This is a genomic window from Rhizobium sp. PAMB 3174 (assembly GCF_052908375.1).
In genome coordinates this window covers 514,666-530,715 of sequence record NZ_CM128608.1, presented here as the reverse complement: position 1 = coordinate 530,715, position 16,050 = coordinate 514,666, and the positions used below count along the sequence as shown (strand labels likewise).

Sequence of the window (16,050 nt, the reverse complement as noted above, 5' to 3'; positions counted from 1 at the left end):
AAAAAGTCATAATATAACTAAATATAATGAGGCAATGATGCTACACTTGCCACTTAACAATTTAAATACCAAAAATGATCTCCTTGGATAGGTTGCGATATCATGATACTTCACGTTCAAGAGTTGATTGCGCGAAGATGCAATGCATTACGACCTATGCATGGATTTTATTAGGGATGACTGTAAAATCTACACCGGGTCCAAGTCTAAAGTATTCGCGTTGATTGGGGTGGGATATGAATTCTAAGTTGAAGGCCGTTCTGGGAGCAGTCTTGCTCGTAGGAACGATTCTGTCTGCAAATGGCGCAGGCGCAATGACGCTTCATGAAGCGTTGGCCCTCGCGGTGACGACCAATCCGGAAGTGGGGCAGGCACTCGAAAACCGCGAAGCGGTGGAGTTCGAGCTGCGCCAGGCGCGCGGCCTCTACCTTCCGAGCGTGGATCTGGAGGCCTCCGTGGGCGTCCGTGGTTTTGACAGCCCGAGCCGTCGCAGCATCGGACTCGACGACAATGCCCTCTATCCGTCCGGCGTCGACCTCGTGGTCACGCAGAAGCTGTTTGACGGCGGCAAGCGTCGCGCCGGGCTCGACCTTCAAGCCGCACGCGTCGACAGCGCGTCCTTCCGCGTTCTCGAACGCAGCGAGACGATCGGCCTGCAGGTCGTGCGTGAATATCTGGAATACATGCTGCAGACGCAGATCATCGCCGAATCCAAGAAGAACATCGCCTTCCATCAAGGTATCCTGAAGGATATCGGCTCGCTGATCTCAAGCGGTACGCTGACGGTCGCCGATCGCCAGCAGGCCAACGAGCGTCTTCTCGGCGCCCAGGCGCGACTGCAGGAGGCAACCGAGACGCTTGAAACGGTCAAGGCCAGCCTCAACCGCCTGCTCGGACAGCAGCTCACCAATCCGAGCATGCCGAAGCCGGTGGCGGGCGCGTTGCCGAAGAGCCTCGAGGCCGCCATCGATCTGGCGCGTCGCGGCAATCCCCGCATCAGCGTGGCCAATGCCGACATCGACGCGGCCGACGCCAACGTGCGCAGCGCACGCAGCAACTACCTGCCGGAGATTTCCGCAGAAGGCCGCCTGCGGACCGGCAACGACATCGACGGCAGCGACGGCCATACCGGCGACGCGCAGGTCCGTCTTGTCGCCCGCTGGAACCTCTATCGCGGCGGCATCGACATCGCCAACGAACAGGAGCAGATCCGTCGGGCAAGCGAGCAGCGCCTCGCACTCACCCAGACGCACCGGGAAGTGGAGGAAGCGGTCCGCGTGTCCTGGGACAGCCGGATGAAGCAGAGGGAGCTGGCCGGCATCCTCAGCCAGCAGGCCTCGTCAAATGCCCAGCTGGTCTCCAGCTACCGCGAACAGATGAGCATCGGGCAGCGTTCGCTCCTGGATGTGCTCGGAGCGCAGAACACCCGCTACAACGTCGACATTCTTTCCAAGACCGCCCAGTACGCGGCGATCTTTGCGGATTATCGTCTGCTCGCCGCCACCGGCAGCCTGCTGCGCACCATGCAGATCACGCCGCCAAACCAGGCCGAGGCCTATGCCCGCGGATCGTTCAAGGTGAGGAGCGTCGACAATCCGCAGTACAACCGGCGTCCGTCCCGCCAGGATCCAGGCATTCCGATGGATCTTCTGCTGCCTTCCGGCAATTGAGTGTGTAAGGGCGAGTGCCATTGACCGTTGCCGGGGAAGTACCTGATCTGCAAGCTTTAAATGGGGCAACGACGTTCAGGGATTCATTTCGCAGTGTCGCCGGCTTTTACAGCAAGCCGACGTCCGATGCTGTGCTTTTCTCCGGCGTTCCCTTTGACGCCGTCCAGCCGACATTCGAAGAGGTAGAGCGGCTGGCGAGCAGGCTCGGGCTCGAGGTCAGGGAAATCAAGCCGGAAGCCTTTGCCCGCCACGCCTTCGATCTGCCCCTGCTCATAATATATCGGGATGGAACTTCCGCCGCCCTTCTGGAAGAACGCCCCAACGGAACAGTTGCTTTCGAATACAGGCCGGTTCCCGGCCCCGATATGCTGTCCGATGCCACAAAGATGCTGAAGCGCACCCCATTGACAGCCTTTTCCTTCCAGCCGGTCTACAGCAATGCCTCGGAAGACGGCATTTCCGGCGTTGCCGCCGAAGTGGAAAAGCAGCATTGGCTGCGCTCCACGTTGAAACCTTTCATGCGCTCCTATGTGGAAGTCGCGCTGGCAACGCTGTTCATCAATCTCCTGGCACTCGCCACTCCGCTTTTCGCGATGAACATTTACGACCGCGTACTGCCGAACAAGGCGGCGACGACGCTCTGGGTTCTGGCGATCGGTGTGGCCGGCGCGTCGCTGTTCGATTTCACGCTGCGCACGCTCCGGGCATCGATCATCGACTTTGCCGGACGCAAGGCGGATCTCCGCCTGTCCTACATGCTCTACGAGAAGATCCTGAACACCAGTCTGAAGTCGACGGCGATGTCCACCGGCGAATATGCCAACCGGGTGTCGCAGTATGAATTCGCACGCGAGTTTTTCACGTCCAACACCATCAGCGTCGCCATCGACTGCGTCTTCGTCTTCCTCTTCATCGGCATCATCTATGTCATCACCGGCTGGGTCGCCGTCATTCCGCTGATCGCGTTCGTGCTCGTCGTCATGATCGGCTATTACGCGCAACTGCGGATGAACCGGGTGATCGCCACCTCACTGAACGAGGGCTCCCTCAAGCAGTCCCTGCTGGTCGAGACGATCGCAAGCCTGGAAACGGTCAAGCTGCTGACGGCCGAAGTGCCGCTGCTGCGCCGCTGGAGCCAGTTGTCCAGCAACGCATCGCGCACCGGGGAAAACATCAAGCGGTTGTCCGCCTGGACCGCCAACGTCACCCAGTTCATCCAGCAGGTCGCCTATGTGGCGATCATTGTCGGCGGCTTCTACGAGTTTTCGGCAGGCAACATCACCTCCGGCGCGATCGTGGCCGCCTCCATGCTATCGTCGCGCGCAGTGGCGCCCCTGAGCCAGCTGGCTCTGACGATCGCCCGCTTCCGCCAGGCGATGCTCTCATTGCGGATCGTCGACGGCATCATGTCCCAGGAGGAGGACCGGCCGGCCTCCGCGAGCTTTGTGAACCGCGACGTCACCTCGGGCGCCGTGGCCTTCCGCCAGGTCGACTTCACCTACCCCGGCACCGACAACCAGGTTCTCGCCGGCGTCAACATCGAGGTGCGGCCGGGCGAGAAGGTCGGCATCATCGGCCGCATCGGATCCGGCAAGACGACGATGGGCCGCATGGTTTCCGGACTTTATTCGGCAAGCAACGGCCGGGTGCTTATCGACGGCGTCGACATCCGCCAGTATCATCCCGCCGCCGTCCGCACCGCCATCGCCTTCGTTTCCCAGAACTCCGACCTGTTTGCCGGCACGGTGAAGGAAAACCTCTTGATGTCCGCGCCGCAGGCGACCGACGAGGAGATCATCGAGGCCGCCCGCAATGCCGGCGTCGAACGCTTCGTCTCGCGCCATCCCGCCGGTTATGACATGCCGGTCGGCGAGCGCGGCAGCCTGCTGTCCGGCGGCCAGCGGCAGTCGATCGCCATTGCCCGCATTCTCTTACGCAAGCCGAAAATCATATTCCTCGACGAGCCTTCCGGCGCCATGGACCTGGCAAGCGAGAAGGAGCTCATCGATCGTCTGTCGACCTGCTTTCCGCGCGAGACGACCATTCTCATCTCCACCCATCGCTACAGCATGCTGAACCTCGTCGACAGGCTGATCGTCCTCGATCAGGGCCGCGTCATGGCCGACGGCCCGAAGGCCAAGGTCATCGAGTTCCTCAAGGGGGCCACCGCAAACGGCGGCGCACCCGTTCCGGTTCAGGAGTGACGTGCCATGGCGGGGGCTAAGCGATTTGCGCGACGCAAGAGCAGACCGATCATCGCCAAGGAAAGGCAGGCGCCGGAAATCCGGGCGACGCTTTACCTCATCTGCGGCCTGATTGCCGCCTTCCTGGTATGGGCATCCAGCGCGCAACTGGAAGAGATCGCCCGCGGAACCGGCCGTGTCATTCCCGTTTCCAAGACGCAAATCATCCAGTCCAGCGAACCGGGCATCGTGCAGGACATTCTGGTGCAGGTCGGCCAGACCGTGAAGAAGGGCGATATGCTGCTGCGGCTGGACGACACCATGACGGCCTCCTCGCTGGGTGAGGCCGAAGCCAAGGCCCGCTCGCTCAGCGCCCAGATCGCCAGGCTCGACATAGAGCAGAGCGGCAATTTCGACACCACCTACGCCTGCCCTCAGGACGTTGCCAGCATTGCCCCCGAGGTTTGCCTGAATGAAGCAAGCCTGCTGAAGGCACGGGCTGACAATTTCTACAACCAGATGGACGTGCTGAAGGAGCGCCTGCAACAGCGCGTGAAGGAACTCTCGGAAGCCCGGGAGAACATCTCCCGACTGCAGGAAAGCCTCAAGATCTCCCAGCAGGAGGAAACCCTTCTCGGGCCCCTCGTGCAGCGCAAGCTCGCCGCCCAGACCGACCTCCTGAAGATCCGCAAGGAAATTGCCGACACGCAAGGTCAGATCAAGCAGCTCAAGGAAACGGTCGATCGCGTGCAGGCGGCCGGCAATGAGGCGAAGCTTCAGCTGAACGAACTGAAACTGCAGGCGCAGCAGGAAGCGCTGGCCACGAAGACGGAGGCGCTGTCCCAGCTTTCCGTGCTCAAGCAGACGATCAAGGGCGCCGAAAGTCGCGTGACGAACACCGACATCCGCTCGCCCGTCGACGGCATCATCAACACGTTGGACGTCAACACGGTCGGCGCCTATGTCAACGCCGGCGCGGTCGTCGCGGGCATCGTGCCGACCTCCGACAAGCTCCTGGTGGAAGCCCGCCTCTCGCCTTCGGACGTGGCCTTCGTGCGCCCCGGGCAGTCTGCGACGATCAAGATATCCGCCTATGACTTCACCATCTATGGCGGCCTGCAGGGAACGGTCCAGACCGTTTCGGCCGATAGCATCGTCGATCAGCAGAAGGGCGAAAGCTATTACCTTGTGCGCATCGGCACCGACACCGCCGCCCTGACGAAAGACGGAAAATCCTACCCCATTTCACCTGGCATGATTGCGACCGCTGACATCGTCACCGGCAAGAAAACCGTATTAGCCTATCTGTTGAAGCCCCTTATCAAGGCTCAAAGGGAAGCGATGAGGGAGCGTTGAGACCTTTGACTGTGGAAGACAATACCGACAACCTGAGATTTCGAGTGATATCCCTCGGCGGAACAAGACGCGGCGTGCGCCTTGAGGACGGCTTCTGGAATGCTCTTGCCGAGATCGCCGCGCACGAAGGCAAGCGGGCGAATGCAATCATCGGCGAGTACGCAGAGCGCTACGTCAATCTCGGCAACCTGACAGCCGCCATACGCCTCGGCATCCTCGAGGATATTCGCAAGCACCACAAGCTTAGGCCGGGCGCATCCGACCTGATCATCGGCCTGGTGGCCGCGAGCCCGACAGCATCTTTCGCCATCTCGGGCAACAAGCGGATCATAACCTATAACGCCGCGTTCCTGACATTGCTGCAGGCACGCTTGTCGCACGTCGCATCGGAATCTCTCTCGGCAAGCATGAAGTTGCAGCTCGAAACACCGCTCGAAACGCTGATGACGCAGTTGAAGGCGTCACCGCGAAGCCCGGTATCCACCACCTATGCCATCGCCATGCAGGATCGCGTGGTCAAGGGACGCGTCAACACGGTACTAGCCGACCCTTCGGGCCAGGGCGCCATCATCGGCTTTATTCTGAACTGACGGACACCAAGGGACTCCCGCCGGGATCAGCCCGGCAGGCTGCCTTCCAGAGCCACGCCCTGTGCGGCCACATTGGCGCTCCCCTTGGCAAAGCCATGGATCCACGACCGGTCGGCGCTCATCGAATAGAGCGGCACATAGTTGGAATAGCTGGTGTCCATGGCGACGTTGGTCCGCAGGTTGTCGAGGATATAGTGACCCTGGCTGGTCGAAACCGCCAGCACGGCATGGAAAATGTTCCGGTTGGTGATCTTCAGGACGACGATGGACATGCTCTTCTCCGGAACGCCCATGGCCTTCAGCGCAGTCATCTTCAATAGCGCGAGATCCTCGCAATCCCCCTTGCCGAGCTGCAGTGTTTCGGACGGCTTCGCCCAATAGTCGCGCTTGCCGTAGAGCGCCTTGTCCGACGTGTATGCGATCATGCCGTTGACCGCGCGGTTGACGGCCGAAAGCCGGTCGGCAAACGGCATGCTCTTGGCGGTCGAAACGATCCGCTCCAGCTGCTGTTCGCGGCTGGCGCAACCGGACTTCTGCCCGCAGGCATCTGACACACGCAGATCGAGATAGGGCCTCACCTTCTTCCAGCTGTCGGAAGCCGGCAGACGATTGAAGCTGATCGGAACCGACGCGAACACCGCCGTCGCCTCGGACGTCTGCGGCGCTTGCCTCTGGGGCATGGATTTGCCCAGAATATCCGTCGACAACCGACCGGCCATGTTGCTGATTACCGACGCCACCGCCGGCAATGAGCTCACCTGGAAGACAAGGCTGTTGGCAGCCATGACAAGGCTGGAAGAGGCGTTGAGAACCGGCAGCTCGATTGCCTTTGCGGGACCGGCAAGCGCCATCACCCCGGCCAGAGCGGCTGCTTGAAGAAAGATTGGTTTCTTCTTGTTCTTGACCATCGAATATTTCCCCGTTCTTGCAAATAAGAATAGCAACTAGGGAGAAATACTCGGTGAATATACTTGACTTATATTTACATAATTTATCAGCTAAAATTTTATGAGAAACCGCAACCTGAGGCGCCCGTCGTTTGAAGGGGCAAACGGCCGCCAAGCTGGCCATCCCGCCGCGAAACGGGAAACAGCAGCTCGAACCCTATAGGCGCTGGAAATTCGATCGAGCCATGGGGGCGACCGAAGCCAAAAGTGAAGAACACGTCCGACGATCGTTAACGTCGGAAATTCCGGGCGTATATATTTAGATATATACAGCAATTAACCATCGGTAAAAATAACATTAAATAGCATAACGGGATATATATACTTACTCTGAATAAGTAAAATTCGAATTGATAAGTAAAAACCGGCGTGGTTTACAAATCCCTAACGAACGGGAGAAGACCATGCTGGATCGCGTCAATACGGAAACTTCGGCTCAAAACAACACAAGCGGCACGGACAGCGCCGCCGACCATTCGAACCGCACCGTGCGAGTGGCGCAGAATGCCGAACCGACCTTTGTCGACCCCGCGACCGGAAATGCCGCGCAGCCGCCCCAGCCAGAACAGCCGTTGCTTCCCACGCCCGGCCAGCCGACCACTGTCACCGCCAATGCCGAGAACCAGGTCCAGCTGCCGGCCGGCGTTTCGATCGACAACATCGTGGTGAAGGGCAACAATCTCGTCCTCGTTCAGCCCGACGGTTCCGAGATCATCATCGAGAAGGGCTCGCAAAACATCCCGACCTTCCTCATCGGCAATGTCGAAATCACCCCCCAGACGCTGGTCGCAGCCCTGCAGGCCAACGGCATCAACGTCGCCGCCGGCCCAGACGGCACCGTGGCCGTCGCCAACAACACACAGAGCTCGGGTGGCGACAACTCGGATGTTTCCGCCGACATCGGCTCCGCCGGCCCCGTCATCGATCTGCTGGGCGCCACTGAACTGCAGTTCGGCGCCCCAACCGAAGACATCATCACCCCGCCGGCGGAACAGCAGAGCATCGAAATCAACACTCCACCGATCGCCCTCGATGACACAAACTGGGTGGAAGAGGACGGGAAGCTCGCCTCAATCGCAACCGGCAATATTCTACAGACCCTTTCACATTTTCATTCGTCAGATGAAACCGCGTACGGCGATCAGACTGACACCGATCCCGACAATGACCCGTTGACCGTGGTCGCCGTCGACGGCCAGGCAGGAAACGTCGGCACTGAAGTCGCGGGAATATACGGCAAACTGACGCTGAATCCGGACGGCACTTATTCCTATACCCTCGACAACGCCGACGCGAAGGTCCAGGCGCTCGCAGCAGGTGAAACAACCACGGACACCTTCGCCTACACTGTCAGTGATGGGCGTGGCGGGGAAAGCACATCCACACTCACAGTTACGATTTACGGCACAAACGACGTGCCGGTCGTCGACGCCACTGACGTCACAGGTGCCGTCACCGAACTCGTCACTCCCGTCGGCAACCTCACCGACAGCGGCACAATCGGCTTCTCCGATGTCGACCTGCTCGACACCCACACCATCCAGCCGACCATCGTCAGCTCCAGTGGTGCCCTCGGCACGCTCACGGCAAGCGTCACCACCCAGGCCTCCGACAGCGACGGAACCGGCGGTGTCATCACCTGGAACTATTCCGTTGCGGCATCTGCCGTCGAATACCTCGCCGCAGGACAGACCAAGGAAGAGACCTTCACCATCACGCTCGATGACGGCCATTCCGGAACCGTCGATCGCACCATAACCGTCACAATCACCGGCACAAACGACGTGCCGGTCGTCGACGCCACTGACGTCACAGGTGCCGTCACCGAACTCGTCACTCCCGTCGGCAACCTCACCGACAGCGGCACAATCGGCTTCTCCGATGTCGACCTGCTCGACACCCACACCATCCAGCCGACCATCGTCAGCTCCAGTGGTGCCCTCGGCACGCTCACGGCAAGCGTCACCACCCAGGCCTCCGACAGCGACGGAACCGGCGGTGTCATCACCTGGAACTATTCCGTTGCGGCATCTGCCGTCGAATACCTCGCCGCAGGACAGACCAAGGAAGAGACCTTCACCATCACGCTCGATGACGGCCATTCCGGAACCGTCGATCGCACCATAACCGTCACAATCACCGGCACAAACGACGTGCCGGTCGTCGACGCCACTGACGTCACAGGTGCCGTCACCGAACTCGTCACTCCCGTCGGCAACCTCACCGACAGCGGCACAATCGGCTTCTCCGATGTCGACCTGCTCGACACCCACACCATCCAGCCGACCATCGTCAGCTCCAGTGGTGCCCTCGGCACGCTCACGGCAAGCGTCACCACCCAGGCCTCCGACAGCGACGGAACCGGCGGTGTCATCACCTGGAACTATTCCGTTGCGGCATCTGCCGTCGAATACCTCGCCGCAGGACAGACCAAGGAAGAGACCTTCACCATCACGCTCGATGACGGCCATTCCGGAACCGTCGATCGCACCATAACCGTCACAATCACCGGCACAAACGACGTGCCGGTTGTGCAGAGTAGTACTGCCTGGCTCCCCAGCGATCCCGCTCAGCAGGCACCGGAATATTCCGCTGGTTATCCCCTACATGTAAACATTCCGACAGACGTAGACATTGCAGACCACCTGATTGTTACGGCAACCAATTCACCGACCGGCGTGTACTACTATGACAGTGTTTCTGGTACTTACTTTGCTGTGACCGGAACCACTGTGCTCTTTGATTCTCAAAATGGCATCAATAGATTAGACGATCTCGTCTATCGACCAACATCCGCAGTTGACGATACGCCGAAAGTCGTCCTCAACCTCGATGCCACTGACGGAAATGCAACGACCTCCTACACTGTCTCCATCAACGAAGTTGCACCAACAAATCTCCCGGGTCCCGATGGGCAGATCGGCGACGGCAACTCTCCGCTCACTTCGGGTCACGACCAAGTGGGCAGTATTATTCTCGATGCTGCGTTCGCCAGTTCCATTGCCGGCGACCCATCCTCCGGGTCAATAACATTTGAAACCGACTTTCAGCACAAGAATGGTGCGACAGTTCCCATTCAGTCAGGCGATCAAAATGGTGCCGATCTGGAAAAGCAGGTCGACGTATACATCAAGGTTGATGGCATTCTCTTCCAAGCTGTGTTTCACACTCCAACCGACGACAATACTTGGACCTTCAATGGTCAATTGATGGAAACAACCATTCAATTCACGGATATATACAATACGAACAACCTCTCCCAGACGCTCGCAAACTACCTTGCCACCAATCATCCGGCTACAGGTGACAGTTGGGAGCTCATCTACGATGACGTTGTAGGGGGGAATGAGCAAGCCCGCCTTCTCAACTACGAACTCAATTTCTACAACCCCGGAAACCCATCGATTACGGTTAATGGTGTCGATGATCAACCGAATGTTATCTACGGCTCCGAAACCGGAAATGACTCCCTTACCGGTGGAAATTTGAGTGACCTGATTGAAGGACGCGGGGGCAACGACTCGCTGCATGGCGGGCTGGGCGATGACACCTTGCTGGGCGGACTTGGCAATGACCTCCTCGACGGCGGCTATGGTGCGGATCACATGACGGGCGACATCGGTAACGACACGTTCGTCATCAGTGCGGACACTCTCGCCATCGGCATTGACGACATCATCACGGACTATCATGCGAACGAGGATACGGTGGACCTCACGTCGCTCCTGAATGGATTGGCGGGCGTCACGGACCCGCATGCCTCCGGCTATGTGCAGGTGGTGCAGTCCGGTAGCGACGCACTTGTTCAGGTGGATACCAACGGGAGCGGCGACAACTATCAGACCGTCGCAATTCTCAACGGGTTCAATTACGCTTCGAACACCGTTCATATCCTCTATGATGACGGAACCAGCACGCCACATCAGGCCAATGTCTGATGTGGCAGCGCTGTCGGTGATAAAGTCTCATTACCGCGCAACGTGCCATTGGCTGGTCGATGCGTAGTTGTGTATGTCGCGATGGAGGAAGCTGTCCACATGGCACTGAGGAGCGCCTCCAATCGCGGTCTGGTCGAGTGCGTATGAGGTTAGGATCAACATGGTGATGCGCGTGGAACTCAGGAAGCCATTTTGCGTGGCCCTGCTCCTTTCCGTTCTCGCCGGCTGCCAGACCGGCGACCTCGCCGAAGGCATCGATACACCGGCGGGGAAGACGTCGGCGCACGCCGGTGGCCCGCAGCCGAAGAGCGAGACCATCGGCACCGGCGATCCTCTCATCGGATATCTGGGCTTTCAGCCGGCGGACCAACCCGCCAGCCAGGCGGAGCGCGACAGGCGAGCCGGAGCGTCGATGGCCGTCCGCGATCTAGGTGGCGGCGAATTTTCCATGCGGGTGGAGCAAAGCGGCGACAAGCCCGATGAGGTGGAGGCGGCAACCCGCAAGCTCGGTACAGCCGGCATCAAGGTGCTGCTGACGTCCGCGCCACCGTCCTACCTGCCGGACATACGCCGGGCGCTCGCGGGACGCGATGCAGAGATCATCCTGCTTTCAGACAACGGAGCCCTGCCGCCAAAATCCGATGCGTATCTCTTCAAATCCAACGCCGTCGACGGCATCATCGAGGCCGTTTCCTTCGCCACGGCCGAAGGCGCCCAAAAGGGTGTGCTGCTCGCCCCGGCGGGCTACAGCAAGGCAGAGATCGAGCGCGCGAAGCAGGAGGTTGCCGCATTCGGCGGCTCCATCGCAGCAACCATCCCCGTGGGCGAGGCTCCGCCGAGCGGCAAGCAGGCGGAGGCGATGAAAGCATACGACCTCATCGTCTTGTTTCCCGGCATCAAGAATGCGCCACAGATCGTAAGGAGCATCCAGGAAGGGCGCGCGGCATCCGCCCGTGCGAAGCTCGTCATCGCCGAGACAACCCCGGTCGACGCGCTTCGCGCGCCGGACCTTTCCGGCGCGCTCGTCTGCCGCTTCGGCTACAACATCCAGAATCGTATCGGCGATCGCTATCTCCGCGAGACCGGCTTTCCCGTCAGCCTCGACGCAGCCTATGCGTATGACGCCGCCGCCATGTCCCTTGGCATAGCCCGCCGATATGGCCGCCAGGGCCTCGACGAGGCGCATCTGACGACGCCGTCCGGCTTCCGTGGCGCGGCCGGCGTATTCAGGTTGCACGCCGACGGGACGGTTCGCAGGAACTGCGACATGTTCCGCGTTTCCAATGGCCAGTTCGTCTTCTTTCAACCCGCCCCGACGACCTTTTGACGCGCATTCACGCGATGCATTGAGCCCGCGACACTGGCTCTCGACAGCTCTGCGGCAGGTTCTCAAGATCCGGCTCGTTACCCCCAGCCATCGGGTTGCCGCCTGCACGGCTTGCCGCGAAGCATAACGCATCGCGGTGCGAGATATTTTCCCAATTGACTAACACGTCGCGCCATGGAACGTATGTAAACAGGTTTGAACAGGTTCAATGAACAAGTTGACTGGAGAATACAGCCGCAATGAAGGTTAAGCTCGAACCCGGCGTCGCCAAGCCGCGGCAGATCGCCAGCGTGCTGGAAGAGGAAATCCGCTCCGGCAGGCTGGCCTTCGGCGATCGGCTGCAGAGCGAGAACGAGCTTGTCCGGCGGTTTTCGGTGAGCCGCAACACACTCCGCAAGGGATTGGAAGAACTGAACAGCCGTGGCCTGATCACCACCAAGGTCGGGATCGGCTCCTTTGTGACCTTCAACGGAAAGACCATCGATGATGCGGCCGGCTGGTCGAGAGCCCTTGCCGATGCCGGAGCGCAGACCGAAACGCGCGTCTTGCGAATTGAGATGCTGCGGGATGCCGATCTTGCGGAACAGCTTTCAATCGAAGACGACACCTTCATCGCCGTCGATCGCCTGCGCCGCCTGTCCGAAGGGCAGGTCCCCGTGTCGCTGGAACGCAGCCGCCTGCCGATGTCGCCGGAACTGGAGAGCGTACCGCTAAGCGGTCTCAAGTCCGGCTCGCTGCGGGAGACGTTGCGGGTTGCGGGGCTCATTCCGACGAACGGCGAAGAGTGGGCCGACATTGCCCTGTTGTCGGCGGAGGACGCAGCCCTCCTGGAATGCGCCGAAGGTGCCGCATTTCTGCGGACAAGGCGCCTGTCGCGTAGCGCGGACGGCCGCCCGATCGAATATGTCACCAGCCTTTTGAACCCCACATATTTTGCACTTCATCTGGAATTTTGAGCATGACGGTTTCCCGCGAGAAGATGGTCGACAGAGCGGTAGCGGCACTGACAGGCGGCGCAATCGGCGACGCCATGGGAATGCCGACGCAACTTCTCTCGCCCCAGCGGATCGCCGAACTCTATGGGCACGTCGAGGGCTTTGTCGCGCCGACCGACGATCACCCTGTCTCCCGAGGCCTTGCGGCCGGCGCGATCACCGACGACACGGAGCAGACCCTGCTTCTTGGCGACGTCCTTCTGCAATCGCGGGATGGCTTCGATCACAGGCTGTGGATCGACGCGCTGCTCGCCTGGGAAGAGAGCATCCGCGCCCGTGGCGGCTATGATCTCCTCGGCCCTTCGACCAAGCGCGCCATTGACGCGATCAATGCCGGCGTCCCGCCGGAACAGGCCGGCCGATACGGCGACACGAACGGAGCGGCCATGCGCATAGCACCCGCCGGCATCATGCTGCCTGCGTCGCGCCAACTGGTGCAGACCGTCGCCGAGACGTGCCGCTCGACACACAATACCTCGATCGCCATTGCCGCCGCGGCGGCCGTTGCCACCGTCGTCAGTTGCGGGCTGGACGGCGCTGTGTGGCGTGAAGCCATACCGGCCTCACTGGAAGCTGCAAAGGCTGCGGAGAGCGAAGGAGCCTGGGTTGCCGGCGGACGCATTTCTGCACGGATCGCCTGGGCTGTATCTCTGGCCGAACAGGCCCGAACCACGGCGGATATCCAAGCAATGTTCGATCTCATCGGTACGAGCGTCGCCTCGCAGGAATCCGTTCCGGCCGCCTTTGCGGTCCTGGCCCTGGCTGATGGCAATTGCTGGAAGGCGGCCGTCATCGCCGCCAATCTCGGCGGCGACACCGACACGATCGGCGCCATCGCCTGCTCTATGGCAGGCGCCTGCGGCGGTCTCTCGTCGGTCGCGGACGACATGATCACCGGCCTCAAGGAGTTCGATCCGGAGAAGGCCCGTTCACTGGCTGAGGCCCTTGTCGATCGTCGCCTGACACTGGCCGAGAGCCAGAAGGTGCGGCATGCCTGAACCCCGGCTCTTTCATATCGGCAGCGCCGTCGTCGATTACGTCTATGAAATCGATCGATTGCCCATACCCGGCGAAGACCTCCTGGCGTCAGGCTTTTCGGCCCTGCCCGGCGGCGGCTTCAACATGCTGGTCGCGGCGCACCGAAGCGGCCTCGATTGCGCCTATGCCGGCAAGATCGGGTCCGGACCCGTCGGCGCCCTGCTCGCGGCGGCATTCCAGGCGGAAGGCATCGATTGCATCCAAACCAGGGCAACCGGCGCAGACACCGGTACCTGTATCGTGCTGGTCACCGCAGACGGGGAAAGAACCTTCGTCTCCCGACAGGGGGCGGAGGCACTCATCGAGGCCGACGATCTTCGCTCCATCGCCCCAAAGGCCGGGGACTGGTTCTTCACCTCCGGATACACGCTCGCCTATCCGGAATGTCGCGATATCCTGGCAGATTTCATAGAAGGCCTGCCGGGCAATGTGACCTTCATGTTCGATCCCACCGGCGTAGTCGACCATATCCCGGAGAATATCCTGGCACGGGTCATGAAACGCGCCGACTGGCTGACCTGCAACCGTGCGGAAGCAACAGCGATCGCCGGCAAAGCCGGTCTGGAGGATCTGGCAGCAAGGCTGCTTGACCGGTCCTGTCCACATGCGAAAGGCGTGATCATACGCTGCGGCGGCGATGGCGCGCTGCTGGCCTTGAGAAACGAACAACCCGCCTTTGTCCCCGCCTTCCGGGTCGACGTGGTGGACACCAATGGCGCCGGTGATGTCCATTCCGGCGCGATGGCCGCGGCGCTTGCCCGCAATGAGCCGCCCCTGAATGCACTGCGCATTGCCAATGCCGCCGCCGCCATCTCGACAACCCGCCGCGGCGGCTCCAATGCCCCATACAGACAAGAAGTCGAAGAATTCCTGAAACGTGCCGGGGAAACCATAATCGACTGAAAAAGAAGAAGAACAGGCACATCAAATCTGAGAGGAAGCAGACATGAAATCCTATTCGATACTGGCGACCACCGCCATAATGACAGTGCTGATGCAATCCGGCGCAATGGCAGCCGACGTCCATGTTCTCAACTGGAAGGGCTACGGCACCGACGAGCCCTGGGCCGTGGAAGCCTTCGAAAAGGCCACCGGAAACAAGGTCATCAACGATTACTTCAATTCCGAACAGGAAATGCTGACCAAGCTGCGGACCAATCCCGGCCTCTACGACGTCGTGATGATCAACGCGGCCTTCAACGACCAGGCGACGTCGGAAGGGCTCATCCAGCCGATCGACACCAGCAAGATCGCCAATGCGGCGAACATCAGCGAGGAAAAGGCCAAGTCGCCCCTGCTCAACCACGACGGCCAGACCTATGGCGTGCCGTGGGTCTGGGGCCTGACCTCCATCGCCGTCAACGACAAGGCCTTCGACAAGACCCCGACCTCCATTCAGGTGATGTGGGATGAAGCCCACAAGGGACGCGTGGTCTTGCGCGACGACGCCCTCGAAGCCATTCAGTTCGGCGCCATTGCAACCGGGCAGAACATCAACGACATCAAGGACATGGATGCGGTCAAGGCCAAGCTTGCGTCCCTGATGCCCCAGATCCGCATGTTCTGGAGTGCGGAGAACGACTGGAACCAGATGGTTGCCGCCAACCAGATCGACGTCGGCACCTACTGGAGCGGTTCGGCTTCGCGCGCCAAGAAGAACTTCGGCCTTCCGGTCACATTCGTCGTTCCGGAAGAAGGCGCGGTCGGCTGGCTTGACGCCTTTTCCATCCCCAAGGGGTCGAAAAACGTCGAGGGCGCTGAAGCCTTCATCAACTACATGATCGATCCGAAATTCTACATGGAATGGGACAACAAGGTCGGCGCACCGGTTTCGGCCAACACTGCAGCCGTCGCCGAACTGCCGGAAGACGCATTCAACCGAAAGGTCATGGGCGACCCGCAGGTCGCGTCGCGCATCCAGTTCCAGGCGCCCGTCTCGGATGCCGACCGCGAGAAGTACCTGCAGATCTGGCAGGAACTGAAGGTCAATGTGAAGTAGTCACGAT

General features: G+C 60.4%; 11 protein-coding genes. 10 read left to right on the top strand and 1 reads right to left on the bottom strand.

Features of this window, described 5'->3' with window-relative positions:
• Window positions 1–236: 236 nt before the first annotated feature.
• The 4 genes from ACU5AY_RS02535 (at window position 237) to ACU5AY_RS02520 (ending at window position 5,799) form a co-directional block, all read left to right on the top strand.
• A complete protein-coding gene (locus ACU5AY_RS02535; RefSeq protein ID WP_446827870.1) occupies window positions 237–1,670 on the top strand; it encodes a TolC family outer membrane protein in 1,434 nt (477 codons plus the stop codon).
• 131 nt (window positions 1,671–1,801) lie between these two features.
• Window positions 1,802–3,874, top strand: coding sequence for a type I secretion system permease/ATPase (locus ACU5AY_RS02530; protein ID WP_446827869.1), 2,073 nt, complete (start codon window positions 1,802–1,804; stop codon window positions 3,872–3,874).
• Window positions 3,875–3,880: 6 nt separating this feature from the next.
• A complete protein-coding gene (locus ACU5AY_RS02525) occupies window positions 3,881–5,209 on the top strand; it encodes an HlyD family type I secretion periplasmic adaptor subunit (protein WP_446823220.1) in 1,329 nt (442 codons plus the stop codon).
• Window positions 5,210–5,283: 74 nt separating this feature from the next.
• Window positions 5,284–5,799 carry a ribbon-helix-helix domain-containing protein gene (locus tag ACU5AY_RS02520; RefSeq protein ID WP_446827868.1) on the top strand — a complete coding sequence of 172 codons (516 nt, stop codon included), beginning with the start codon at window positions 5,284–5,286 and terminating at the stop codon, window positions 5,797–5,799.
• A gap of 26 nt (window positions 5,800–5,825) precedes the next feature.
• Here ACU5AY_RS02520 and ACU5AY_RS02515 read toward each other — a convergent pair whose 3' ends face one another.
• Complete coding sequence (locus ACU5AY_RS02515) at window positions 5,826–6,707, bottom strand: transglutaminase-like cysteine peptidase (RefSeq protein WP_446827867.1); 882 nt, start codon at window positions 6,705–6,707, stop codon at window positions 5,826–5,828.
• A 443-nt stretch (window positions 6,708–7,150) separates the two neighbouring features.
• Here ACU5AY_RS02515 and ACU5AY_RS02510 point away from each other — a divergent pair, with 443 nt between their 5' ends.
• From ACU5AY_RS02510 to ACU5AY_RS02485, 6 genes are all read left to right on the top strand, one after another.
• On the top strand, window positions 7,151–10,684 hold the full coding sequence (locus tag ACU5AY_RS02510; protein ID WP_446827866.1) for a VCBS domain-containing protein: 3,534 nt from the start codon (window positions 7,151–7,153) through the stop codon (window positions 10,682–10,684).
• A 196-nt stretch (window positions 10,685–10,880) separates the two neighbouring features.
• Complete coding sequence (locus ACU5AY_RS02505) at window positions 10,881–12,011, top strand: hypothetical protein (protein ID WP_446827865.1); 1,131 nt, start codon at window positions 10,881–10,883, stop codon at window positions 12,009–12,011.
• A gap of 239 nt (window positions 12,012–12,250) precedes the next feature.
• Window positions 12,251–12,967, top strand: a complete 717-nt coding sequence (locus ACU5AY_RS02500) for a GntR family transcriptional regulator (RefSeq protein WP_446827864.1) — start codon at window positions 12,251–12,253, stop codon at window positions 12,965–12,967.
• Window positions 12,968–12,969: 2 nt separating this feature from the next.
• Complete coding sequence (locus ACU5AY_RS02495; protein WP_446827863.1) at window positions 12,970–14,004, top strand: ADP-ribosylglycohydrolase family protein; 1,035 nt, start codon at window positions 12,970–12,972, stop codon at window positions 14,002–14,004.
• Window positions 13,997–14,947 carry a PfkB family carbohydrate kinase gene (locus ACU5AY_RS02490; protein WP_446827862.1) on the top strand — a complete coding sequence of 317 codons (951 nt, stop codon included), beginning with the start codon at window positions 13,997–13,999 and terminating at the stop codon, window positions 14,945–14,947. The genes ACU5AY_RS02495 and ACU5AY_RS02490 overlap by 8 nt, the downstream gene beginning before the upstream one ends.
• A 43-nt stretch (window positions 14,948–14,990) precedes the next feature.
• Complete coding sequence (locus tag ACU5AY_RS02485) at window positions 14,991–16,043, top strand: ABC transporter substrate-binding protein (RefSeq protein WP_446827861.1); 1,053 nt, start codon at window positions 14,991–14,993, stop codon at window positions 16,041–16,043.
• The last annotated feature ends 7 nt before the right edge of the window (window positions 16,044–16,050 follow it).

Bases quoted from the DNA above. Each gene is read 5' to 3' on its own strand.
- ACU5AY_RS02485 (WP_446827861.1), top strand. From the start codon at position 14,991: ATGAAATCCTATTCGATACTGGCGACCACCGCCATAATGACAGTGCTG.
- ACU5AY_RS02535 (WP_446827870.1), top strand. From the start codon at position 237: ATGAATTCTAAGTTGAAGGCCGTTCTGGGAGCAGTCTTGCTCGTAGGA.
- ACU5AY_RS02525 (WP_446823220.1), top strand. From the start codon at position 3,881: ATGGCGGGGGCTAAGCGATTTGCGCGACGCAAGAGCAGACCGATCATC.
- ACU5AY_RS02500 (WP_446827864.1), top strand. From the start codon at position 12,251: ATGAAGGTTAAGCTCGAACCCGGCGTCGCCAAGCCGCGGCAGATCGCC.
- ACU5AY_RS02490 (WP_446827862.1), top strand. From the start codon at position 13,997: ATGCCTGAACCCCGGCTCTTTCATATCGGCAGCGCCGTCGTCGATTAC.
- ACU5AY_RS02510 (WP_446827866.1), top strand. From the start codon at position 7,151: ATGCTGGATCGCGTCAATACGGAAACTTCGGCTCAAAACAACACAAGC.
- ACU5AY_RS02515 (WP_446827867.1), bottom strand. From the start codon at position 6,707: ATGGTCAAGAACAAGAAGAAACCAATCTTTCTTCAAGCAGCCGCTCTG.
- ACU5AY_RS02495 (WP_446827863.1), top strand. From the start codon at position 12,970: ATGACGGTTTCCCGCGAGAAGATGGTCGACAGAGCGGTAGCGGCACTG.